24 protein-coding genes and 1 pseudogene are annotated in these 23188 nt (G+C 64.7%); 22 read left to right on the top strand and 3 right to left on the bottom strand.

The genetic code is table 11. The annotated features are described in order from the left end of the window. Nucleotides 1–30 precede the first annotated feature (30 nt). Complete coding sequence (locus LE197_RS10320) at nt 31–915, top strand: MurR/RpiR family transcriptional regulator (protein WP_034008084.1); 885 nt, start codon at nt 31–33, stop codon at nt 913–915. Further along, complete coding sequence (locus LE197_RS10325) at nt 915–1775, top strand: DMT family transporter (protein WP_034008085.1); 861 nt, start codon at nt 915–917, stop codon at nt 1773–1775. Before LE197_RS10320 ends, LE197_RS10325 begins: the two co-directional genes overlap by 1 nt. Nucleotides 1776–1943: 168 nt before the next feature. Here the strand turns inward: LE197_RS10325 and LE197_RS10330 are convergent, their stop codons facing one another. After that, nucleotides 1944–2534, bottom strand: a complete 591-nt coding sequence (locus LE197_RS10330) for a TetR/AcrR family transcriptional regulator (protein ID WP_034008086.1) — start codon at nt 2532–2534, stop codon at nt 1944–1946. Nucleotides 2535–2648: 114 nt separating this feature from the next. Between LE197_RS10330 and LE197_RS10335 the strand changes: the two genes are divergently transcribed. The 19 genes and pseudogenes from LE197_RS10335 to LE197_RS10425 all read left to right on the top strand — a co-directional run bounded on the left by LE197_RS10335 (nt 2649) and on the right by LE197_RS10425 (nt 20108). After that, complete coding sequence (locus tag LE197_RS10335) at nt 2649–3578, top strand: ketopantoate reductase family protein (RefSeq protein WP_034008088.1); 930 nt, start codon at nt 2649–2651, stop codon at nt 3576–3578. Next, nucleotides 3571–4422: an alpha/beta fold hydrolase gene (locus tag LE197_RS10340; protein WP_034008089.1), complete on the top strand. Its 852-nt coding sequence runs from the start codon at nt 3571–3573 to the stop codon at nt 4420–4422. The genes LE197_RS10335 and LE197_RS10340 overlap by 8 nt, the downstream gene beginning before the upstream one ends. Then, nucleotides 4422–5399 (top strand): DMT family transporter, encoded by a 978-nt coding sequence (locus LE197_RS10345; RefSeq protein ID WP_034008092.1) that lies wholly within the window; start codon nt 4422–4424, stop codon nt 5397–5399. The genes LE197_RS10340 and LE197_RS10345 overlap by 1 nt, the downstream gene beginning before the upstream one ends. A gap of 49 nt (nt 5400–5448) precedes the next feature. Continuing rightward, nucleotides 5449–6393: a LysR family transcriptional regulator gene (locus tag LE197_RS10350; RefSeq protein WP_034008094.1), complete on the top strand. Its 945-nt coding sequence runs from the start codon at nt 5449–5451 to the stop codon at nt 6391–6393. After that, nucleotides 6390–6653 carry a hypothetical protein gene (locus LE197_RS10355; RefSeq protein ID WP_034008095.1) on the top strand — a complete coding sequence of 88 codons (264 nt, stop codon included), beginning with the start codon at nt 6390–6392 and terminating at the stop codon, nt 6651–6653. Before LE197_RS10350 ends, LE197_RS10355 begins: the two co-directional genes overlap by 4 nt. 234 nt (nt 6654–6887) lie before the next feature. Next, a complete protein-coding gene (locus LE197_RS10360; RefSeq protein ID WP_034008096.1) occupies nt 6888–8906 on the top strand; it encodes a conjugal transfer protein TraG in 2019 nt (672 codons plus the stop codon). After that, on the top strand, nt 8903–9379 hold the full coding sequence (locus LE197_RS10365; RefSeq protein ID WP_034008098.1) for a ribbon-helix-helix protein, CopG family: 477 nt from the start codon (nt 8903–8905) through the stop codon (nt 9377–9379). The genes LE197_RS10360 and LE197_RS10365 overlap by 4 nt, the downstream gene beginning before the upstream one ends. Continuing rightward, nucleotides 9376–10446, top strand: coding sequence for a P-type conjugative transfer ATPase TrbB (gene trbB, locus LE197_RS10370; protein WP_034008101.1), 1071 nt, complete (start codon nt 9376–9378; stop codon nt 10444–10446). Before LE197_RS10365 ends, trbB begins: the two co-directional genes overlap by 4 nt. Further along, nucleotides 10443–10835, top strand: a complete 393-nt coding sequence (locus LE197_RS10375) for a TrbC/VirB2 family protein (protein WP_034008102.1) — start codon at nt 10443–10445, stop codon at nt 10833–10835. The genes trbB and LE197_RS10375 overlap by 4 nt, the downstream gene beginning before the upstream one ends. Then, nucleotides 10832–11104, top strand: coding sequence for a VirB3 family type IV secretion system protein (locus LE197_RS10380; RefSeq protein WP_034008104.1), 273 nt, complete (start codon nt 10832–10834; stop codon nt 11102–11104). Before LE197_RS10375 ends, LE197_RS10380 begins: the two co-directional genes overlap by 4 nt. A 10-nt stretch (nt 11105–11114) precedes the next feature. Further along, nucleotides 11115–13564, top strand: a pseudogene (gene trbE / locus LE197_RS10385) (conjugal transfer protein TrbE). Continuing rightward, complete coding sequence (gene trbJ, locus LE197_RS10390; RefSeq protein ID WP_034008108.1) at nt 13561–14298, top strand: P-type conjugative transfer protein TrbJ; 738 nt, start codon at nt 13561–13563, stop codon at nt 14296–14298. The pseudogene trbE and the gene trbJ overlap by 4 nt, the downstream one beginning before the upstream one ends. 12 nt (nt 14299–14310) lie before the next feature. Beyond that, nucleotides 14311–14655, top strand: coding sequence for an NlpC/P60 family N-terminal domain-containing protein (locus LE197_RS10395; RefSeq protein WP_034008110.1), 345 nt, complete (start codon nt 14311–14313; stop codon nt 14653–14655). Further along, nucleotides 14652–16034, top strand: coding sequence for a P-type conjugative transfer protein TrbL (gene trbL, locus LE197_RS10400; RefSeq protein ID WP_034008112.1), 1383 nt, complete (start codon nt 14652–14654; stop codon nt 16032–16034). Before LE197_RS10395 ends, trbL begins: the two co-directional genes overlap by 4 nt. Nucleotides 16035–16051: 17 nt before the next feature. After that, nucleotides 16052–16756, top strand: a complete 705-nt coding sequence (gene trbF / locus LE197_RS10405) for a conjugal transfer protein TrbF (protein ID WP_042858581.1) — start codon at nt 16052–16054, stop codon at nt 16754–16756. Beyond that, nucleotides 16753–17757 carry a P-type conjugative transfer protein TrbG gene (trbG, locus tag LE197_RS10410; RefSeq protein ID WP_034008115.1) on the top strand — a complete coding sequence of 335 codons (1005 nt, stop codon included), beginning with the start codon at nt 16753–16755 and terminating at the stop codon, nt 17755–17757. Before trbF ends, trbG begins: the two co-directional genes overlap by 4 nt. Before the next feature lie 2 nt (nt 17758–17759). Then, entirely contained in the window at nt 17760–19082 is a 1323-nt protein-coding gene (locus LE197_RS10415; protein WP_226034010.1) for a TrbI/VirB10 family protein, read from the top strand. Then, nucleotides 19036–19281, top strand: coding sequence for a DUF2274 domain-containing protein (locus tag LE197_RS10420; RefSeq protein WP_023082476.1), 246 nt, complete (start codon nt 19036–19038; stop codon nt 19279–19281). Before LE197_RS10415 ends, LE197_RS10420 begins: the two co-directional genes overlap by 47 nt. A 350-nt stretch (nt 19282–19631) precedes the next feature. Continuing rightward, nucleotides 19632–20108, top strand: coding sequence for a DUF4142 domain-containing protein (locus tag LE197_RS10425; protein ID WP_003106158.1), 477 nt, complete (start codon nt 19632–19634; stop codon nt 20106–20108). Between the two features lie 18 nt (nt 20109–20126). On the opposite strand, the gene LE197_RS10430 is transcribed toward LE197_RS10425, so the two are convergent. After that, nucleotides 20127–21899: a thiamine pyrophosphate-requiring protein gene (locus tag LE197_RS10430; RefSeq protein ID WP_003088823.1), complete on the bottom strand. Its 1773-nt coding sequence runs from the start codon at nt 21897–21899 to the stop codon at nt 20127–20129. Between the two features lie 170 nt (nt 21900–22069). Between LE197_RS10430 and LE197_RS10435 the strand changes: the two genes are divergently transcribed. Further along, a complete protein-coding gene (locus tag LE197_RS10435) occupies nt 22070–22468 on the top strand; it encodes a four-helix bundle copper-binding protein (RefSeq protein ID WP_003106156.1) in 399 nt (132 codons plus the stop codon). 465 nt (nt 22469–22933) lie between these two features. On the opposite strand, the gene LE197_RS10440 is transcribed toward LE197_RS10435, so the two are convergent. Beyond that, entirely contained in the window at nt 22934–23158 is a 225-nt protein-coding gene (locus LE197_RS10440) for a hypothetical protein (RefSeq protein ID WP_010791890.1), read from the bottom strand. Nucleotides 23159–23188: the final 30 nt, after the last annotated feature.

Consider the following 23188-nt stretch of genomic DNA (forward strand, 5'->3'; position numbering starts at 1 on the left):
CCTCCACGTGGCGAATGTAATATATTACACATGAAAAATGAATTTGGTAATAGCGTTTCAGAGAGCGAGCACCGGTTGCGGCAATGGATCGGCAGCATTCAAGCCCGAAGCGGCGACCTAGCCGCAAGCGAGGCGAAAGTTGTCGATCTCCTGCTCACCGATCCTTTGTTTTTTGGAGCAAGCACGACCGCCGAGGTTGCCGCCCGTGCCGGCGTTTCTCCGCCGACAGTGATCCGCGCTGCGCGTGCGCTCGGGTTCAGCGGGTTTACCGAGCTGAAGATCGAGATCGCGCGTGCTCGCGGCACAGCCCGGTTCTTCGCGCCTCCTGAAGCACTCGCCGAGGATGCGACGTCAGCCTCAGTGCTCGAAACATCCATTCGTGCTGGTACCGATGCACTGACCGCGCTCAGTGGGGCCATCGAACTCTCTGCGCTTGATAAAGCCGTCGGCTTGATCCAGCGCGCGCGCCAGGTGTTTGCCTTCGGTGCTGGACCTTCCTCGACGGTTGCCGCCGATGCGGTCTTCCGTCTGCGTACGATCGGCGTGATGACCGTGGGCATCACGGATCATTTGTCGGCCATGATCGCGGCACGGCTCCTGGGCGCAGAAGACGTCGTCATCGCGGTCAGCTCGACCGGCCGCACGTCTTCAACGCTAGCCGTCGCCGATGCGGCATCCTCGGCTGGCGCCTCGCTGATCGCCGTCACCAATCAGTACGACACGCCCCTGGCGACCCTCGCCGACGTCGCGCTTGTCGTCGGCGGCGTACCACTACCGGCACAGATGGCCGCTGCGGGCAGTCGATTGGCTCAGCTCGTCGTTATCGATGCGTTGGTCGCATCCCTGGCGCTGCGCGATCAAGAGCGGACCCGCTTGGCGGAGCGGGCGGGCATCGATCTTCCCGACATTTCCTGATGCAGCCCGGCACCATCGCAATGGTTCTCGCCGCAGCGGTAGCCCATGCGGTGTGGAACCTGGCATCGAAGTACAAGCGGGGAGACACTTTACTGTTCGTCTGGGCTTATAGCTGTGCTTCGACGCTGCTGTGGGTCCCGGTCGGTCTCGTTCTTATGGTTCAGGACCAAGGGGCGATCGATTGGCGGCTCGGGGTGGGAGCGGCCGTTTCGGCGGCATTGCACATTGCGTATTCCCTGACCTTGCAGGCTGGCTACGATCGTGCCGAACTCGGGGTGGTTTACCCGATCGCCCGTGGCACAGGGCCGGTACTGACGATGCTGTTTGCGATTTTTCTTTTGGGGGAGCGGCTCTCCTTCGTCGCGCTTTTCGGCGCGCTCCTCGTCGTCTCAGGCATCCTCGTCGTTACCGGCAACCCTTTTGGAAGCGGAAGCCGCCGCCCGCTCCAGGGGATGTTTTGGGGAGGTGCTACGGGGGCCACCATCGCAAGCTATACCGTCTGGGACAGCTACGCGGTCACGTCGCTGCATTTGGCGCCCGTGAGCTACTACGCTGGCACACTGCTTCTGCAAACCCTGATCCTGACTCCAAGCGCACTGCGCCGGTGGCATCACATTCACACAGTTATCCGTGCTGATGCCGTGCCTATTTTTATAGTGGCCGTATTCTCTCCTCTGGCCTACATCCTCGTGCTAACCGCCATGCTGACGGCACCGCTCGCGCTGGTCGCCCCTCTGCGTGAGTCGTCCATCATCATCGGCTCTCTCTTCGCGTACAGGCTCTTTCGTGAGGGTCATCTCGCACGCCGCATAGTCGGAGCGGTGATCGTACTAACAGGGATCGCGGCGATTAGTTTTTGATGTTTTCGACGGCAGCATGAGCAAGGCGTTCTGGGGAGGATTGCGCGTGGGCTGGGATTCGGGTTCCCCGTCACCGCATTGAGCGCCCTACCGGGACATGCCTATCCCTCGATCTCGGTGTGCCGAACTCGCGGCAGCGCACCTACTGCGACTTGGGCCGATGGCTATTCAGGCCTTGAATCCAACCGCCGCGAACGCATGCCGCGTGATCGCCTCCAGCGTGCGCCGGTCGGGCCGGGTCTTGGCCAGGACATTGAGTCCTTGCGTCGTGCATACGAGAAATACGGCCGCTTCGGCCGCATCGACGTCCCGCGATAGTTCTCCCGCTTGCTTTGCCCGCTCGATCGCACCAGATAAGGCCGTTTCTAGCCTGGCCAGGTGGAGTTGGAAGGCTTCGCTGATCTGCGGATCGTTCATGGCGAACTCGACGATCGAGTTCGTCACAAGGCATCCCCAGCGCCGTTTGCCGCCCAGCATCGCCTCGATGAGCGCCGCGTAGTAGTCGGCAATCCCGGCCCGGCCGGACGGATTGCTGTTCAGGCGCGCGATCGTCTCTCGCGACATGGACGTCATGTAGCTCTTCAAAGCCTCGATGAAGAGGCCGTGCTTGTCACCGAAGGCGGCGTAGACGCTGCCCGGGTTGAGCCCGGTGACCCGGCAGATCTCCTGCATGCCTGCCCCGTCATAGCCCCGCTCCCAGAAGACATCCACCGCGCTCTCAAGCACCGCATCGCGGTCAAAGTTTCGTATTCGGCCCATGGCTTATTGATGATTCATCAATCAAGAATTCTCACAAGACTCAAGCATACATTGCCATGGATGGTTATTAAAGCTAGAATTTTCTTGAATTCATATTCAACAATGGAGCCGTGGATGAAGATCGCGATCATGGGCACCGGAGGCGTAGGTGGCTATTTCGGGGCCAAACTGGCCCTCGGAGGCAACGACGTCAGCTTCATTGCCAGAGGGGCTCACCTAGCTGCCTTCAAGTCCCAAGGCCTCACTGTGCATAGTCCGCTTGGGAACATGCATGTCCCCACGCCCAGAGCAACCGACACGCCGTCGGACGTCGGGCTAGTCGATGTCGTTCTGTTCGGTGTCAAGCTTTGGGATACCGAGACGGCCGCCAAAGCGATCAAGCCGCTGATCGGCCCCGAAACGATGGTGATCTCGTTCCAGAACGGGGTGATCAAGGACGAATTGCTGAGAGCCACGCTCGGAGAAAGGCCGGTAGCAGGTGGCGTCTGCTACATCGCGGCAACCATCGAGGCCCCGGGCGTCATCGGTCATGCCAACAACTTGCAGAAGCTGGTCTTTGGCGAGTACGGCGGCCATCGCAGCGCGCGTATCGAGCGCTTCCATCGGGCCTGCATCCAGTCGGGGATTGATGCCGAAATCAGCGACGACATCGCCAGAGTGATCTGGGAGAAGTTCGTCTTCCTGGTTGGGCTGTCGGCGACCACCGCGTCCACGCGGTGCCCGATAGGCGTGGTGCGCAGTAATTTGGCCTCCCGCAAGTTGCTCGAAGGCGTCATGCAGGAGGTGGTGGACGTCGGCCGGGCCGAAGGCGTCAACCTCGCCGCCGACTTTGCCCTGGACCGACTTCGCTTCTGCGACCAGCTACCCGCCGACATGACCGCTTCCATGCTGCGCGACCTGGAACGCGGAAACCGGCTGGAAGTGCAGTGGCTCAGCGGCGACGTCAGCAGCAGAGGCCGACGGCTCGGCGTGCCCACTCCGCGAAATTCAGTGGTTTGCGAAATCCTTGCGGTTCATGCGGATGGGGCGCAGCGCCATGAATAACGAAAATCTTGAAAATGGCTTTCTTGACGTGGCCGGTTACCGCATCGCCTACACGCGCCAGGGCCACGGGAGTGCCATCGCCCTTGTTCACGGCATTCCCACGAGCCGCCATCTTTGGCGCAACGTCATGCCGCTTCTCGCCGCATCAGGCCATGAAGTGCTTGCGATCGACCTTCTCGGCTATGGCGATTCCGACAAGCCTTCGGACGCGGACCTTGGAATCCAGGCGCAGTCCGAAATCATCTTTCAGGCGCTTTCGGCCCTGGGGTGGAAGCGCGCGACCATAGTGGGCCACGACATCGGAGGTGGGATTGCCCAGCTCGTGGCCATCAACCATCCCGAAATTCTGAATCGCCTCGTTTTGATCGACTCCATCCTCTATGACTCGTTTCCAGAGCCAGGGATTGCCCGCTTGAAGGAGCCGGCTTGGGACGAAATCCTTCGCGCAGCAGATTTCGATCTGAAGAAAGGCCTGGCGAAAGGCTTTTCACGAGGCATGTTCCATACCGATCGAGTTACCGCTGAACTGGTTGATGCCTATGAGCGTCCGTTCCATGGCATCGACGGGAGGCACGCATACCTGCGTGCAGCCCGGGCGTTGAGGACAGAAGAGCTTTCCTCGCGCATGGAAGACGTCGAGAAGTTGGCCGTGCCCACGCTCCTTGTCTGGGGCAGGCTCGACTCATTCCAGCCGTTGCACTTTGCAGAGCGATTGAGCGGAAAGATGCCCAATGCCCAAATCAAAGTATTCGATGAGGCTGGGCATTTCCTGCCAGAGGATGTGCCGGAAGCATTGGCTTCCCGTATCTCGGAATTTACAAGCTCCCAACAGGGGACACGCTGATGGCACGAAATTCACACGCTCCTGCATCCAGCCAGGCTGGCTTTCTTGTCACGCTTTTCGCATCGACCTTCTTGATGGGGTCCAGCTTCGTCGCAGGAAAAATTCTGCTACAGCAGGGCTTCACGCCGATGATCCTGGTCGGGTGGCGCTTCCTTGTCGCAGCCTTGGCGACCTTGCCGCTGGTGCTGGCGGGCGAGCGAAATATTGTTGCCGCGCTCCTGCCAGCCAAAGCAGGGCTGCGTGATGTTGCACTGGTGATCCTGATTGGCTTGCTTCAGACAGCCGCCGTCATGGGGCTGCTGTTCTGGGCCATGCAGTTCATCTCCGCATCGACCGCGGCCATCCTGCTTTTCACCAATCCCATCTGGGTTGCTGTCCTGGGTCGCATCTTTCTTGGCGAAAGCCTGCACCGAGCGAGGCTCGTCGGGTTGCTTCTTGGCGTTGTCGGTGTTGCGCTTGCCATTGGTGTCAGCCCATCCATGTTTTCTGGCGGGATGACGCTGGCTGGCGAGATCATCGGCATCGTCTCTGCGCTTTGCTGGGCAAGCGCGACGCTCATCAATAAGCGGGCAGCGTTGCCGCTCTCATCCTGGGCCTTGAGTTTCTGGCAAATGCTGGTGGGCGCGATCGCCATCTTGGCCATCGCCTATCTCGATGGCGAACAATGGCCGAGCGGTGTGACGCGAGAGCAATGGGCTTGGTTTCTCTGGCTTTCCATCCCCGCGTCAACAGGCTCATTTGGCCTCTGGTTCGTGGCTCTGAAAAGAGGTGGAGCAACGAGGACTAGCGGATTTCTGTTCCTGGCCCCGCTCTTCACGGTCATCCTTGCGTATTTCATCTTGGGCACGGCAATTTCCTGGATGCAGGCTGCGGGAGGAGTACTGATCGGCCTCGCGCTTTGGCTCGTCAACCGGGAACTTCCAGCAAGAAATGATCGCGAAAAAATCGATGAGGTGATCGCGGAAGGCGAACCGTGATGAACAGTTGATTCATCATCGAGTGCATGAATTATCAAGGCGGTCAGCTATGGAATTACGTCATTTGCGCTGTTTTCTGGCGGTGGCGGAAGAACTCCACTTCGCCCGCGCTGCCGAGCGACTGCACATTGAGCAATCTCCGCTATCGCGCACCATTAAGGAGTTGGAAGATGACCTCGGTGAAAAATTGTTCGTCCGCACCAGCCGAAGCACACGACTGACACCGGCGGGGAAGCTTTTTCTTGAGCATGTGCCTCGCGTTTTCACGGCCTTGCAGCAAGCCCGCGACAGCGTGAAAGCAGCGGCCAATGGCTTCCATGGGCAGTTGCGCATTGCATTGTCCGACGGCATCACGCCGTCGCGCCTGCCGGCCTTATTGGCAATGTGCCGGCAGGAGGAACCCGAGGTAGATATTCGGCTGTTCCAGGTGCCGCTATCGCAGCAGATAAAGGGGCTGCAAGACGATCTGTACGACGTAGGCTTCGCGCAGTCGGATGAAGTGGGTGAAGGCGTGGCTGCAGAAGCTGTATGGAGTGATCCGTTGATGGTGGCAGTTCCCGCCCGGCACCATCTGCTCAAGCACAAGCGCATCCCACTGGACGAAGTTCTGCAATTCCCATTGGTGTTATGCGATCCATTGACATGCGAAGGTCACGCGCGGCAGGTCGAACGTGTGCTACGTCGCTCTGACAGAGAACCACTGGTGGTTGAGCGCGTCGCTTCGTTCGAGCTGATGATGATCGTAGTGTCGGCCGGCTTCGCCTTGGGGCTGGCCGGCGGCCCGCACATCACGGCAAGTCGGGAGTCTGGCGTGGTAGCCCGTCCCTTGGTCGGACGTTCGCCTATGCTGACGACCTACCTGCTGCGGCGCGAAGGCGAAGTTTCGGAAGTGCTGTCCCGGTTCATCGAGCGGGTGCAGGCCATCGACTTGCCCGAAGGCACTAGGCCCGCTTTGCCGCCCGAACCTGATCCCCAGGAGGAAATCGAGCTATGAAGAAATCTTTCTGGCTCCTGCTGGTTCTGCTGTTGACTGCTTGCGGCCCGTCGGACACACCCAAGCAGGCCAGCGTGCCCACCGTGGATGAACTGGCTGCCGATCCGGTATGGTTGAAGGAACTGAGACAGCAATGCAAGACCGACCGCGTGACGCTTGGTGACGTGCTTTGCAATCGAGTCGCTGAAGCCACGCGCCGGCGGTTCTATGGCGATGGAAAGACGCCCTACACGCCATCGGAAACATCGCCGAAATTCTGATCGGTAGTCCTTCGGCAAAAAGTCCTGTCCTTCTTTGTCAACACGCCGCAGCCCGCTCGCGCCTGCGGCGTTTTTACTGGGTTCTTCGTAGCCCGAAACATTGCTTTTTTCATCACCTTGCTTCCGATAACAGGCTTTGACCGGCACTGACCCGGCACTGATCCTCGCGCTATGCGGCACGTCCTTGTGCCGTTTCTGAAAGAGGAATAGCGCAGGAACATCGGAGGCCAGTCAATGCAAGCTCAGGGCGTGCTGTTTGGGCAGATCACCGCCGTCTTCGGCATCGTGATCGCCGGCGTATGGAGTGCAACGCAATGGACAGCCGCCGCCCTGGGCTATCAAGTACGCCTTGGCTCGCCGTGGTTTGACCTCTTTGGAACGCCGGTCTATCACCCCTGGCGGCTGTTCGAGTGGTGGTTCTTCTTCGATGCCTATGCGCCGCATGTCTTCGACATCGGTGGGGCCATCGCTGGCGGCAGTGGTTTGGTGGCCGTGGCCGTCGCCATCGCCATGTCGGTGTGGCGCTCGCGGCAATCGCGCCTGGTCACGACCTACGGTTCGGCACGCTGGGCGACTGACGAGGAAATCAAGCACGCCGGTTTGACGCAGACCGCAGGCGTCTTCCTGGGCCGGATGCTGGGCAGGCTTCGCTACTACCTGCGGCACCTCGGCCCCGAACACATCATCGCGTTTGCCCCTACGCGCACCGGCAAGGGGGTCAGCATGGTGATCCCGACGCTGCTGTCCTGGCTTTCGTCGGTAGTCATTCACGACATCAAGGGCGAGAACTGGAAGCTGACCGCCGGCTGGCGCTCGCTGTTCTCCCATTGCCTGCTGTTCAACCCCACTGACCCGGCATCCGCCGCCTACAACCCGCTGCTGGAAGTGCGACGCGGCGTGCATGAAGTCCGCGACGTGCAAAACATTGCGGATATCTTGGTCGATCCCGAAGGTGCGTTGGAGAAACGCAACCATTGGGAGAAGACCAGCCATGCACTGCTGGTCGGCGCGATCCTGCATGTGCTCTATGCAGGCGAAGACAAGACGCTGCGCGGTGTCGCCAACTTCCTGTCCGACCCGGCTTGCCCATTCGAGCTGACGTTGCACCGGATGATGACGACGAAACACCAAGGGGATGCGCCGCATCCCGTCGTCGCCTCAGCCGCGCGCGAAGTGCTCAACAAGTCGGACAACGAGCGGTCGGGCGTGTTGTCCACCGCCATGTCGTTCTTGGGCCTCTACCGCGACCCCACGGTAGCCGCGGTCACGTCGCGCTGCGACTGGCGCATCGCCGATCTGATTTCCGCTGAACGGCCGGTGTCGTTGTACCTGGTGGTGCCGCCTTCGGACATAAGCCGGACCAAGCCACTCGTGCGCCTGATCCTCAACCAGATCGGCCGCCGGCTCACCGAGTCCCTTGATGGTTCCGATGGCATCGAGCGCAAGCGCGAATTGCTGCTGATGCTCGATGAGTTCCCTGCACTCGGCCGGCTGGATTTCTTTGAGACGGCGCTCGCCTTTATGGCTGGCTACGGCATCCGCAGCTTCCTCATCGCGCAATCGCTCAACCAGATCGAGAAGGCTTACGGCCCGAACAATTCCATTTTGGACAACTGCCATGTGCGGGTGGCGTATGCCACCAATGATGAGCGCACGGCCAAGCGCATTTCCGAAATGCTCGGCACCGCCACCGAGTTGCGCGCGCAGCGCAACTATGCCGGGCACAGATTGGCCCCTTGGCTCGGGCATCTCATGGTGTCGCGTCAAGAGATGGCTCGACCACTGTTGACACCGGGCGAAGTCATGCAGCTTCCACCCGACGAGGCGGTGGTAATGATCTCCGGCCATCCGCCGATCAAGGCGCGGAAGCTGCGCTACTACGAGGACGAGAACTTCACCCGGCGCGTACTGCCGCCGCCTGCGCTTTCGGCCGGACGCTATGCCGATGTGCCGCCGGCCCGCCCCGACGATTGGAGCGACCTGGCGATTCCCGCTGTACTCGCAGCACCGGCCCCGGCATCCGCCGACGACCTGGGCGGTTCCGATGACGGCGGCCCACGCCGCCAGCCCGAGCTATCCGAAATCACCGAGTACAGCCCCGAACCGCTGTCCGCAGGCAACGACCTGGGGCTGCTCGATGACGACGACCTGCCGCTGCCTTATGCGGCCGCTCTCCCCGGTCTGTTCGATCAGGCCATGCAGCGCACGGCCCGGCTGGCTTCCCTCGACCCCAACGACGGAATCGACTTATGAGCCAATACCGCCTCAATCTGTTCATCCAGCACGAGCACGCCAAGCGTCTCGACGAGCTGGCCGCCAAGAAAGGCGTGTCCAAGTCGTCCATCGTCGCAGCGGCTCTCGCATCGTGGCTGTCGCCCGATGCCGGCGACCAGCGCGAGGCTGCTATCGCCAAGCGGCTGGATCGCCTGTCGCGGCAGGCCGAGCGCCTGGAGCGCGACCAGAACATCCAGATCGAAACGCTGGCGCTGTTCATCCGCTACTTCCTGACCGTCAGTACGCCGGTTCCAGAGGCCCATCAGGAGGCGGCCCGCGCCCAGGGCAAGGCACGCTTCGAGCAGTTCGTTGAACAGTTGGGCCGCCACCTGCTACGCGGTCGGAGCCTGGTGCGCGACGTGGTGGAGGAACTGCACGCAGACCCGATGCGGATGGATGACGCGGCGGCGCTGGGCGAAGCGCATGAACGTGCTGCGGAGCGTGCCTCATGAGCGCCGTTCCACAGATCCCGCCCGAACCGCGTTCGTCGGCCGCGGCTTCGCTGGATCGCCGGATCCAGATGCTGCGCACGGCTATGGGGCCAGTCATCGCTGCCGCGCTGGCCGACCCGGACGTGGTGGAAATCATGCTCAACCCCGACCGCACCCTATGGGTGGATCGGTTGTCGTCGGGCCGCACGCCGTTGGGCGTGGAGCTGCCCGAAGCCGATGGCGAACGCATCATCCGGCTGGTCGCGGCCCACGTCGGCGCGGAAGTGCATCGCGGCCGACCATTGCTGACCGCCGAGCTGCCCGAAACCGGCGAGCGGTTCGAGGGCATCCTGCCCCCGGCCGCACCCGGCCCGGCCTTCGCGCTGCGCAAGCGCGCCGTGAGCATCATCGGCCTGGATCGCTACGTCGCCGACGGCATCATGACCACAGGCCAGGCGGACTTCCTGCGCCGCGCGGTGCGCGAGCGCCAGAACATCCTGATCGCCGGAGCGACGAGCAGCGGCAAGACCACACTCGCCAATGCCTTGCTTGCGGAAATCGCCGCCACCGGCGACCGCGTGCTGGTGCTCGAAGACACCATCGAGCTGCAATGCGCAGCCCGCGACCATGTGCCGCTGCGCACCCGCGCCGGCGTGGTGTCGATGCAGGAACTGGTACGCGCCACGATGCGCCTTCGACCCGACCGCGTGATCGTGGGCGAAGTGCGCGGCGGCGAAGCCCTCGACCTCATCAAAGTGTGGGGCACGGGACACCCCGGCGGCATCGCCACCATCCATGCCGGTTCCGCGCTGGGCGCGCTGCTGCGCCTGGAGCAACTGATTCTCGAAGTGGCGGTGAACCCGCCGCGTGCGCTGATCGCCGAGGCGGTCAACGTCGTCATCTACATCGCCGGACGAGGCCGCAAGCGCCGCGTCGAAAGCATCGCCCGTGTCGTCGGCTTCGACGGCACCGGCTATCGCCTGGCGGACGCAATGGAAACGCCGTTTCCCGAGCTGCCGCCGGTTCCTCTCGCAGCCGATGCCGCTGCGCCTTTCCCGTCCCCTGACCAACCTGGAGAACTGCCATGACGCAGATGCACGTTCCTGCTTTCCGCTTTTCCGTAAATCCGCTTCCCCGCCTGTCCAGCCTTGCGCGGCTGCGCAGCCTGGCCCGCCCGGCGGGGCGTGGTCTGCTGCTGGCCGCGCTGCTGCTGTTCATCGCCGGAACTGCGCAGGCCGCCGGTTCCTCGATGCCGTGGGAAGGCCCGCTGCAATCCATCCTGGAGTCGATCCAGGGGCCGGTGGCGCGCATCGTCGCGGTCATCATCATCATCGCCACGGGCCTCGCGCTGGCCTTCGGCGACACGTCGGGCGGCTTTCGCAAGCTGATCCAGATCGTCTTCGGCCTGTCCATCGCGTTTGCGGCTTCGAGCTTCTTCCTGTCGTTCTTCAGCTTCTCCGGCGGGGCCGTCGTATGAGCGGGTGGGACAGCTTCGCGGCCGGCTTCGAGGTGCCGCTGCATCGTTCGCTGACCGAACCGCTCTTGATGGGCGGCGCACCGCGCACCGTGGCGATCGCCAACGGCACGCTGGCAGCCGCCGTCGGGCTGGGCCTGCAACTCTGGATTCCCGGTGTCGTGCTCTGGATCGTCGGTCACTCGCTGGCGGTGTGGGGCGCGCGCGTCGATCCGCAGTTCATGCAGGTCTTTGCCCGGCACATCAAGCACAAGCCGCTGCTGGACGTGTGAGAGGGATGCCATGCTGAACCTTGCCGAATACCGCCAGCGGCCCGCACTGCTGGCCGACTGGTTGCCTTGGGCCGGGCTGATCGCGCCAGGCGTGGTGCTGAACAAGGATGGTTCGTTTCAGCGCACGGCGCGCTTTCGTGGGCCGGATCTGGACAGTGCCACGCAGGGCGAGCTGATCGCCACCACGGCGCGGCTGAACAACGCGCTGCGCCGGCTGGGATCGGGCTGGGCGCTGTTCATCGAGGCCGAGCGCCGGCCGGCCGCAGACTATCCGCACTCGGAGTTTCCCGAACCACTGTCCTGGCTGGTGGACGAGGAACGCCGCGCCGCCTTCGAGGAATCGGGCAACCACTTCGAGAGCGCCTATCACCTGACGCTGGCCTACCTGCCGCCGGAGGAATCCCGCGCTCGTGCGGCCAAGCTGCTCTACGAGCACGCGCCCGGCGACGGTGTGGACTGGCGCGGTCGGCTGGATGCCTTCGTCGCGGAAACGGATCGGGTGTTCGACCTGCTCGATGGCGTGATGCCGGAAATCGCCTGGCTCGATGACGCGCAGACGCTGACCTACCTGCACGCCACGGTTTCGACGCGGCGCTACCGTGTGGGCGTGCCCGAGGTGCCTTTCCACCTCGACGCGCTGCTGGCCGATTCCGCCTTGGTAGGCGGCCTCGCGCCGATGCTGGGCGACCAGCATCTGCGCGTGGTGTCGGTGCGGGGCTTCCCGACTTCGACCTGGCCGGGCCTGCTGGATGACCTCAACCGCCTCGGCTTTGCCTATCGCTGGTCAACCCGGTTCCTCTGCCTCGACAAAGCCGAGGCGGAAAAGGAGCTGGGCCGCCTGCGCCGCCAGTGGTTCGCCAAGCGCAAGAACGTCATCGCGCTGCTGCGCGAAACGATCTTCCAGCAGGAATCGCCCTTGGTGGACACGGATGCCAGCAACAAGGCGGCCGACGCGGACGCAGCCTTGCAGGAGCTTGGCAGCGATCAAGTCGCCTTCGGCTACCTCACCGCCACGGTGACGGTGCTCGATGCCGACCCGGCCGTGGCCGACGAAAAGCTGCGCATGGTGGAGCGGGTCATCCAAGGGCGAGGCTTCGTCACCATCCCCGAAACGCTCAACGCCGTAGATGCGTGGCTGTCGTCCATTCCGGGCAATGCCTATGCGAATGTGCGCCAGCCCATCATCTCCACGCTGAACCTGGCGCACATGATGCCGGTATCTGCCGTGTGGGCCGGCCCCGAGCGCAACAAGCATCTGGATGGCCCGCCGCTGATCGTCACGCGCACCGATGGCGCGACGCCGTTCCGGCTGGTGACGCACATCGGCGACGTGGGGCACACGATGATCGTCGGCCCGACCGGCATGGGCAAGTCGGTCTTGGTCGCCATGATGGCCATGCAGTTCCGCCGCTATCGCGGTTCGCGCGTCTTTGTCTTTGACGTGGGGCGATCCATACGCGCCGCTACTTTGGGCCTGGGTGGCGAGCACTACGACCTCAGTGCGGATGGCGAGATTGCCTTTCAGCCGCTCGCCCGCATCGACCGCGAGGGCTACCGCACCTGGGCCGCCGAATGGATCGAAGGGCGCTTGCTGCACGAAGGCGTGACCGTCGGCCCCGACGAGAAGGCTGCCATCTGGTCGGCGCTCGGCAGCCTGGCCGGTGCGCCCGTGGAGCAGCGCACGCTGACCGGCCTGTCCGTCCTGCTGCAATCGAACGTGCTGCGCCAGGCGCTCGCGCCCTATGTCCTCGGTGGCGCGCACGGCAAGTTGCTGGATGCAGACCACGACCGGCTGGGTAGCGCGGATGTGCAGTGCTTCGAGATGGAAGAACTCATGCACAGCAAGGCCGCCGTGCTGGCCGTTCTGAACTACCTCTTTGCCCGCCTGGAAGAACGATTCGATGGCTCGCCAACGATGCTTTTTCTTGGGGAGGCATGGGTCTTTCTGGACGATCCCATATTCGCAGCCCGGCTTCGGCAGTGGCTCAAGACCTTGCGAAAAAGCAGGTTTCCGTCGTCTTCGATACGCAGTCGCTCGCCGACGTCAAAGAGTCATCCATCGCACCGGCAGTCATCGAAAGCTGCGCGAGCAGGATCTTTCTCCCTAACCCGCAGGCCACCGAGCCACAGATTCGCACGATTTACGAGGGCTTCGGCCTCAACAGTCGGCAAATCGAGATCGTCGCCACCGCGCAGCCCAAGCGCGACTACTACTACCAATCGCGCCTGGGCAATCGCCTGTTCGACCTCGACCTGGGGCCGGCCGCGCTCGCGTTCGCGGGCGCATCCACACCGCAAGACCAACGCGACATCGACCGCGTGCTGACGCAAGCCGGCGCACCCGGCTTCGCCGGTGCGTGGCTGCGCCATCGCGGCCTCGATTGGGCCGCCGACCTGCTGCCGTCCTCGCCGGCGGCGGCTTCTTTCCTTTCCCAACCACGACAGGAGAACCTGCCATGAAGACCCGTGTGCTTTCCGTTTCGCTCGCCGTCGCGCTGGCCGGCTCGCTGATGCTCGCCCAGCCGGCGGCGGCACTCACCTTCGTTGATCCCGTCAACTTGGTGCAGAACACGCTGACCGCCATCCGCACATTGGAGCAGATCAACAACCAGATCAACCAGCTCCAGAACGAAGCCCAGATGCTGATGAACCAGGCGCGCAACCTGGCGAATCTGGACTTCAACATCGTCAACCGGCTGCGCTCGACGCTCGCCACCACCGAGCGCCTGATCGCCGAAGCGCAGGGGCTGGCCTACGACGTGACGAACATGGATCGGGAGTTCGCACGCCTGTACCCCGAGCAATACGCCGCAACCGTCAGTGGCGATCAGATGTTCCGCGATGCGCAGGAGCGTTGGAAAAACACGCTTAACGGCCTGCACACCGCGATGCGGATGCAGGCGCAGGTGTCGCAGAACCTGACCCAAGACGAAAGCGCGCTGGCCGATCTGGTCAGCCAGAGCCAGTCCGCCACCGGCGCGCTGCAAGCGATGCAGGCGACGAACCAGCTTCTCGCCTTGCAGGCCAAGCAGTCCATCCAGGCGCAGCAGCTCCAGATCACACAAGACCGGGCGGCATCGCTGGAACTGGCACGGCAGGCGGCGGCCACGGAGCGCGCCCGCGAAGTGCGGCGGCGCTTCCTGGGCACCGGCACGCCGTACACGCCGCAGTCCGTCAACTTCTACAACAACTGACGGGAGGCGGCCATGCGATGCGTTCCCGTTCTGTCGGTTTCGCTGCTGGCCATGCTGCTGACCGCTTGCGGCCAGTCGTCCGCCCAACAAAGGGCCGAAGACGTGGCCGCCACCTTGGCCGCCGATCCCGTGCGACTTAAGGCGCTGCGCGCCCAATGCGCAACCGACCGGCAAGCCGCAGGCGAAGACGACTGCCGCGCCGCCGCCGAAGCCTTCCGGCGGCGCTTCTTCGCCGGCCAGACCGGCCCGGACGAATACGGCTCGCTGGCCGACCTGCCACCGATCCCGGCGAGTTTCGACACGCCCACCGATGAGGCCGGCGATGCACCGCTCTCGGCTACGGAGGACACGCCATGAACGACGTGACCATCATCGACAAATTCCTCGATACGTTCTCGCGCTACATCGACTCCGGTTTCGGGCTGCTGCAAGGCGAAGTGGCGTTCCTGACGGCCACGCTGATCGTCATTGACATGACCATCGCCGGCCTGTATTGGGCCATGAGCCATGCCACAGGCCAGGGCGAGGACGTGATCGCCAAGCTGCTGCGCAAGGTGCTCTACGTCGGCGCCTTCGCCTACATCATCAACAACTTCAACTGGCTGGCCGGCATCGTCTTCCGGTCGTTCGCCGGCCTGGGCCTGACGGCCACCGGCTCGACGTTGAGCATGGATAACTTCCTGAAACCGGGCCGGCTGGCAAAGACCGGCATCGACGCGGGCGCGCCGATCTTGGAGCAGATCGGCGACATGGCCGGCTTCCCCGAGGTCTTCACCAACCTTGATCCCATCGTGGTGCTGTTCCTCGCCTGGCTGGTGGTGATCCTCTGCTTCTTCGTGCTGGCGGTGCAGCTTTTCATCACGTTGATCGAGTTCAAGCTGACGACGCTGGCCGGTTTCGTCTTGATCCCATTCGCCCTTTGGAACAAGACGAGTTTCCTGGCGGAAAAGGTGCTCGGCAACGTGGTGTCGTCGGGCATCAAGGTCTTGGTGCTGGCGGTCATCGTCGGCATCGGCTCGGGCCTGTTCGCGGAGTTCCAGGTGCACCCCGACGAGCCTTCCATCGACCACGCGCTGGTCGTGATGCTGGCCTCGCTCGCCTTGCTGGCGCTGGGCATCTTCGGCCCCGGCATCGCCACGGGCCTCGTGTCCGGTGCGCCGCAGCTTGGCGCGGGCGCGATGGCCGGCGCTGCCGTTGGTGCGGTTGGCACGGGTGTTGCCATTGGTGCCGCCGCGACCGGCGTGGGCGGCGCGGTCATGGCGGGCGCACGCATGGCCCCGGCCGCCGCCAAGCTGGCCGGCAGTGGCGCACGCGCCGCCACGTCGGCGGCCAGCAGCGCCAAGTCCGCTTTCCAGACCGGTTCCGCCGCTGCGGGCGGCGGGGCCAAGGGCGCGGCGGCTGGCCTCGGCAATGTCGCCAAGACCGGCGCGCAGGCAGCAGGCCGCCGCGCCTCGTCCGGCGCTTCCGCTGCCGAGCAGAAGATGGCCGATTCCTTCCGGGCTGGCTGGAACGGCACCGATGCTGGCGCCGGCGCTGCCGGTTCCGGCCAGGCCGCCGCAGGCGAAGGCGCGGACGGCGCCGCCAGCGCACCTAAGCAAGAGCAACCCGCCTGGGCCAAGCGGATGCACCGCCGCCAGCAGATCACCCATGCCGCGACCACCGCCGCCCACACGCTGCGCGGTGGCGACGGCGGCGGCTCGGGGCAAGGCCCGAGCCTGCGCGATTCCGATACCTGACCACCAAGGAGAACCCTATGCGATTCAAGCGACCGCAGGTGCGCTACGCCGATACGCCGCAGCCTGCCACCCCATATCAATCTGCCGCGCAGGTGTGGGACGACCGCATCGGCTCGGCTCGCGTCCAGGCCAAGAACTGGCGATTCATGGCCTTCGGTTGCCTCACCCTCGCGCTGTTGATGGCCGGCGGCCTGGTGTGGCGTTCCGCGCAGTCCATCGTCACGCCTTATGTCATCGAGGTCGATCAGTCGGGGCAGGTGCGCGCCGTGGGCGAGGCGGCGACGCCGTACCGGCCCGCCGATGCGCAGATCGCGCACCACCTGGCGCGCTTCGTGACGCTGGTGCGCTCGCTGTCCATCGACCCCATCGTGGTGCGGCAGAACTGGCTGGATGCCTACGACTACACCACCGACAAGGGCGCGGCCGCGCTCAACGCCTATGCCAGCACCAATGATCCATTCGCCCGAATCGGCAAGGAATCGGTCACGGTGCAGATCACCAGCGTTGTCCGCGCCAGCGACACGTCGTTCAACGTGCGCTGGACGGAACAGCGGTTCGTCAATGGTGCGCCTGCTGGCACCGAACGCTGGAATGCCGTGCTTTCCAGCGTCCTGCAAACACCGCGTACCGAACAGCGCCTGCGTAAGAACCCACTGGGTATCTACGTCAATGGCCTGGCGTGGAGCCGCGAACTGGATTCTTCCGAAGGAGCCAAGCCATGAATGCACTTTTCCGTAAATCCGTTTTGCCGTTGATCCTGCTGGCCTCGACTGTCCTGTTCTCGGGCTGCGCCTCGCAGGGCAAGCCGCCGCCGACCATTTCGCTCGATGAGCCGGTGCAGGCGCAACCGCTGCCCGCGCCGCCCAAGCCGGTCGAAGTCGTGGCCGTGCCCGAGCCACTGGCGCTGCCAGCACAGTTGAAGCCGCTGCCCGAGGTGGACACGGCCCCGGCCGCGCCGGAGCCGGCCGACGAGAAGGTGCGCGTTTCGCGCGCCAATGCCGAGGCGCGCATCGCGCCGACCCGCGAAGGCTACGTCAATGCGATTCAGGTATGGCCCTTCACGGACGGCGCGCTCTATCAGGTCTATGCCGCGCCGGGGCGCGTGACGGTGGTTTCGCTCCAGCCGGGCGAAGAACTGGTGACGGTGGCCGCAGGCGATACCGTCCGGTGGATTGTGGGCGACACGTCCAGCGGCAGCGGTGAGGCGCTGCGCGTCAATGTGCTGGTCAAACCCATCCGCTCGGGCCTCAAAACGAATTTGGTCATCACTACCAGCCGCAGGACGTACCTGCTGGAGCTGACTTCGACGGATAAAGCGTGGATGGCCTCGGTGTCCTGGGACTACCCGAAAGACCGGATGCTGGCTTTGCAGCGCCAGGCGCAGGCGGCCAGCGCCGCCGCGCCGGTCGATACCGGCCTGTCGCTGGAGAAGATCCGCTTTCGCTACACGGTCAGCGGCAGCAATCCGCCGTGGAAGCCGCTGCGCGCCTTTGATGACGGCGAGAAGGTCTATATCCAGTTCCCGCCGGGCATCGCGCAAGGCGAGCTGCCACCGCTGTTCGTGATCGGCGCGCAGGGCGACGGGCAACTGGTGAACTACCGCTTCCGATCGCCGTACTACATCGTGGATCGGCTGTTCGGCGCGGCCGAACTGCGCCTGGGCGGCGATGGCGGTGACGTGGTGCGGATCGAGCGTACCGATGGCGTGGCGCGGAGGAACTGACCATGAGCCAGGACGACACTCCCGACCTCGCCACGCCACAGGCGGACAAGTTAGCGCCCGAGGCGGTGGCGCTGCGCGCACAGCCGCGCCCGGTCACGCGCCTGAATCGGCGCATGCTGGCCATCCTCGTAGGCTCCCTGTCGGTCGCCGTGCTTGGCGCGCTGATGTGGTCGCTGCAACCGCAGCGGCGCGGCGCTGGCGAGCAGACCGAGCTTTACAACGTCGATCGTGTGTCGAAGACGGAAGGGCTGGACGCGCTGCCAGCGGACTACTCGAAGTTGCCGCCCCCTTTGCCGGCATCCGTGCCGGAGTTGGGGCCGCCGCTGCCGGGCGATCTTGGCCCGGTCATCGTGAAGTCGCAGCAGCCGGTGACGGCCGCCTACGCGGCCCCCGGCCACGACCCGAACGACGCGCTACGCAAGGAAGCCGAATCGGCGGCGGCATCGTCGGTGTTCTTCCGCACGGGTTCGCAGAAGGCCGCGCCGGTGGCGCAGACGCAGGCCGCCGCCGCGCCGGGCTTCGCCGCCAATGCGGCGTTCGACCCGCTGGCGGCCGGGCCTGCCTCGACGGCGGCCCAGCCTGCCGACCCGACCGCCGTGCAGAACCGGCAAGACCAGAAAGAGGCGTTCCAGAAGGCCGGAACCACGGAAACCCGCAATTCCGGCAACCTGACGCTGCCGGATTCGCCGTATCAGGTCATGGCCGGAACGGTGGTCGCCGGGGCGCTGGTGACGGGCATCAAGTCGGACTTGCCGGGCGACGTGATCGCCACGGTGACGGAACCGGTCTATGACACCGCCACGGGCAAGTTCCTGCTGATCCCGCAGGGTTCGCGCATCCTGGGCAAATACAACAACCAGGTCAGTTACGGACAGAGCCGCGTGCAGGTGGTGTGGAACCGGGTCATCCTGCCGGATACGTCTTCGCTCACGCTCGACAACCTGGCCGGCACCGACCCTGCCGGCTATGCCGGGCTGGAAGACGACGTGGATTACCACTGGGGCCGCATCTTCGCCGGAGCGGCGCTGACAACGCTGCTGGGTGTCGGTGCCGAGCTGGCCGCGCCAGAGAACCGGCAGGACGGCGACCGCATCATCATCGCCGGGCGCGACAGCGCTCAGGACAGCATCAATCAGGTCGGCCAGGAGATGACCCGGCGCAACCTCAACATCCAGCCCACCTTGACCCAGCGCCCCGGCTTGCCGGTACGCATCATCGTCAACCGCGATCTGGTGCTGCGGCCATACCAGCCGCTTTTCTTCAACAGGGGACTTCACGATGAGCACGACCAAGAAACTACGGCTTGGCCCTTTGCCGCGCCATGACATGACGAAGCTGACCTTTTCCTGCCCGACCAGCCTGAAAGCCGACCTCGACTGCTACGCGGCGCTGCACGCGCAGACCTATGGCGAGATGGTCGATGCGGCCACGCTGATCCCGCATATGTTGGCGGCATTCATGGCCGGGGATCGGGGATTCAGGAAGGGAGGTGCGGGCAAGGCCGCACCTCCAACGCCGAGCTGATGATGCCGGTTTCCGCTGGCGGCCATCTCTGGAACGCGCAGCCCGAAGCTGCGCGTTCTTCGTTCTGGAGGACGGTAGCCGGTCGGGCTATGATGATGAAATGTGGCCGCCGTCTGCTGGCAATCGTCTCTGATGCAGCACGCTCCGGCTTTCTATCGCGACGCTCCTATGTGGCTCCCAGCCCACGATGCCGCCATCCTGCAAAGCGGCCCAAAGTAGAGCTAAACCCGCGCCACATTTAGACTTTCGGCCATCAGGCTGTTTTCACAACACGCTTGACACCGGAACTTTTTTGAACGGCGCCGTATGGCGAGCGTCCACCGCACACTCGTCCCGTCCGGAGGTTCGCCATGCCCAGTCGCCTGTCACTGATCGCCGCCCTGCTGTTGCCCCTGGCCGTCCAGGCCGAACCCGCTGATACCCGCGCCCTGCTCGCCGACAGCCTGGCCGACAGCCAGGCCCAGGTGGAGGCAGCCGAGCAAGCCATGCGCCGTTCCGAAAACAAGGCGGTGCAGCTCTATGCCAAGCGCGTACTCACCGAACAGCAGGAGTTCGACCATCAGTTGCGCGCCCTGGCCGGGGAAAAGGCCTTGGCGCTGCCCTCGCCGCGCCAGACCGAACGGCAGGCCGCCGCTCCCGGCGGCTTCGACGAGCGCGGTTTCCTCGACGCGCAGATTCGCCAGCAGGACCGTCTGGTCGCACGCTTCGAGGGAATCGCCCGGGACTCCGCCGATCCCGACCTGCGCCGCTTCGCCGACGAATGGCTGGCGCGCTTCTACCACCACCGCGAACTGGCCGACCAGTTGCGTAGCGGCCGCGCCGACTGAGCGCCGCGACCGCCTTGCTCAGTGCCGCGCGAGGACCTGCCGGGCGCTCTGGCGAATCACCCCCCAGCGCTTGGGATCGTCCTGCAGCATGGCGCCAAGCAGGTGCTTGGCCTGCTCGAAGCTGATGTGCGGCGGCAGCGGCGGCACGTTCGGGTCGGTGACCACCTCCAGCAGCACCGGGCGGTCGGCGGCGAAGGCCTCGGCCCAGGCGGCGTCGATGTCCTCCGGGCGATCCACGCGGATGCCCTTGAAGCCGAGCATGTCCGCATAACGCGCGTAGGGGAAATCGATCACTTCCTGCGCCGGGCTGAACTCCGGGTCGCCGGCCAGGGCACGCTGCTCCCAGGTCACCTGGTTGAGATCGCCGTTGTTCAGCACCAGCACGATGAAGGTCGGCGAGTCCCAGCGCTGCCAGTACTGCTGCACGGTGACCAGTTCGGCGTTGCCGTTCATCTGCATGGCGCCGTCGCCGACCATCGCCACCACCGGCCGCTGCGGATAGGCGAGCTTGGCGGCGATGGCGTAGGGCACGCCGCTGCCCATGGTCGCCAGCTTGCCCGACAGCGAGCCGAGCATGCCCGGGCGCATGCGGATGTCGCGGGCGTACCAGTTGGTATGCGAGCCGCTGTCGCCGCAGAGAATCGCATCGTCCGGCAGTTGCTCCGACAAGGAACGGAATACCCGCTGCGGGTTGATCGGGTCGGCTGGCTCTTCGGCCTGGCGCCGGGCTTCCTCGCGACTGGCCGTCACCGCCCGCTCGACCCGGCGGCGCCAGGCACCGTGCTTTTTCTGCTCGAGCAGCGGCAGCAGGCGCTCCAGGGTTTCCCCTGCATCGCCGAGCAAGGCCTGGTCGATCGGATAGCGGATACCGATGTTGCGCGGATACAGGTCGATCTGCACCGCCCGCGCCTGGCCGGCCTTGGGTAGGAACTCGCTGTAGGGGAAAGTGCTGCCGACGATCAGCAGGGTGTCGCAATGCTCCATCAGCATGCTGCTGGCGCGGGTGCCGAGCAGGCCGATGGAGCCGGTCACGTACGGCAGGTCGTCGGAAACCGCCGCCTTGCCCAGGAGCGCCTTGGCCACTCCGGCGGCCAGGCGCTCGGCGACCGCTTCCAGTTGCCGGTGCGCGCCCAGGGCCCCGGCACCGGCGAGGATCGCCACGCGCCGGCCGCGATTGAGGATCGCCGCGGCGGCTTCCAGGTCGGCGTCGCGCGCGTAGGGTCGCGGCTGGACGAAGCCCACCGCCGACATCACGTGGCCGTGCTCGTGGGGCTGGCGCTTCGGGGCCGCCATCTGTTGCACGTCGTTGGGCACGATCACCGTCGCCACCTGCCGCTCGCCGACCGCCACGCGCAGGGCTCGGTCCAGCACATGGAGCAGTTGTGCCGGGCTGACCACGGTCTCGACATAGGCGGAAACGTCCTTGAACAAGCTCTGCAGATCGACTTCCTGCTGGTAGTCGCTGCCCAACGCGGTAGCCGCCTGCTGGCCGACGATGGCCAGCACCGGCTGATGATCCATGCGCGCGTCGTAGAGCCCGTTCAGCAGGTGGATCGCGCCCGGCCCCGAGGTGGCCAGGCACACCCCGACCTCTCCGGTAAACTTGGCGTGGGCGCCGGCCATGAAGGCCGCCATCTCCTCGTGGCGCACGCGGATATAGTCGAATGCCTCGGCGCGCCGGCCCATGGCGCCCATGATCCCGTTGATGCCATCGCCGGGGTAGCCGAAGACGCGCTTCACCCCCCACTGGCTCAAGCGTTCGAGCAATTGATCGGCAACCGTGCTGGACATTCTCGCCTCCTGGTCGTGTCTGGGGTCGTACCAGTGAGGACTGGCGCCGCGGGCGAGGGTTCAAGGCAATCGAGCGGCGGTGCCGACGGCGAAATCGACTGAACTGTCGGCATCGTCGACCGGCCCAAGGAACAGGGCCCGCATGGGCGCAATCGCCAGGAGGTGCCGCCATGACCCGCGCCATCAACGATCCCGGAAACGAAGACCCCGGCTCCCTGCTGGAAACCGACGCCGACGCCCTGCTCGGCGGTGCCGCCGTCCAGGCGCCGGAAGAGCGCTGCCGGCTCGCGTCCCAGGACTGCATCCGCGCGTGCGAGCGCTACCTGGCGCTCTGCACCGAGTCCAGCAGGGAACAACGCCAGCACGCCGGCGACTGCGCCGACCTCTGCCGCCTCGCCGCCCTGCTGCTGGAGCGCCGCAGCCCATGGGCGCCGGCCGCCTGCGAGCTGGCGGCGCGCTATGCCCTGGCATGCGCCGAGCGTTGCGATGGCGACGAGCCGCTGGAGCGCGAATGTGCGGGTGCCTGCCGGCGCTTCGTCGAGGCCTGCCGGCCATTGTTGCCGGCCTGAGGCTGGCCATTTCTGCCGTCGTGGTCTTGAGTCTGAATGTGCTGGGCAAGCTGATTTCCTTGCCTGCCCCGGCTTCTCGTTTCGCCTTCCCAGGCGAGCCCCTTTTGCAAGCGTCTGTACGGACCGGAGACATAGCGGACAGGTGTGCGGAGTTGCCGGAGAAAGACCACGAGAGACGCCATGAGCCTGAGAGAGGTGTTCATTTCGAAGTCCTGATCCGTAGGGCGAATAACGCCACGGGCGTTATCCGCCGATGTCGCGGATAAGCGGCGGATAACCGCGAGCGGTTATTCGCCCTACGGAGCTGGAGCGGCAGCCGGCGTTTCCGCAGGCCTGTAGGGCGAATACCGCCACAGGCGGTATCCGCCAATACCCCGGTGTAGCGCGGCGCGAAATTTGGCGCGGATTTGCGCAATAAATGACGCGCCCTAACCGTTTCGCCAGCGGCAAAAGAATTTCAAAAGATCAGCACAGCACGACGATATCGCCATCGGCTACCCGCTCAGACAGAGCGGTCAGCTTGCCGATGCCCTCCCGCAGGAATCGGCCGAGCTGCTCGATGCATTCGCGCTGGTCCTCGGTGAGGCTGAACTCGGCCTCCATCGCTTCCATCAGATCAAGGCAGCACTGGTTGAGAAACCCCACCTCCAGCAGCTCCGCCCGCAGCCTCCGTCTAAGCACCTCGTCCATACCAACATCCCTATCTACTCCGCACATCAG

The sequence above is a fragment of the Pseudomonas sp. PS1(2021) genome, assembly GCF_020405165.1.
GTDB classification, from domain to species: domain Bacteria; phylum Pseudomonadota; class Gammaproteobacteria; order Pseudomonadales; family Pseudomonadaceae; genus Pseudomonas; species Pseudomonas aeruginosa.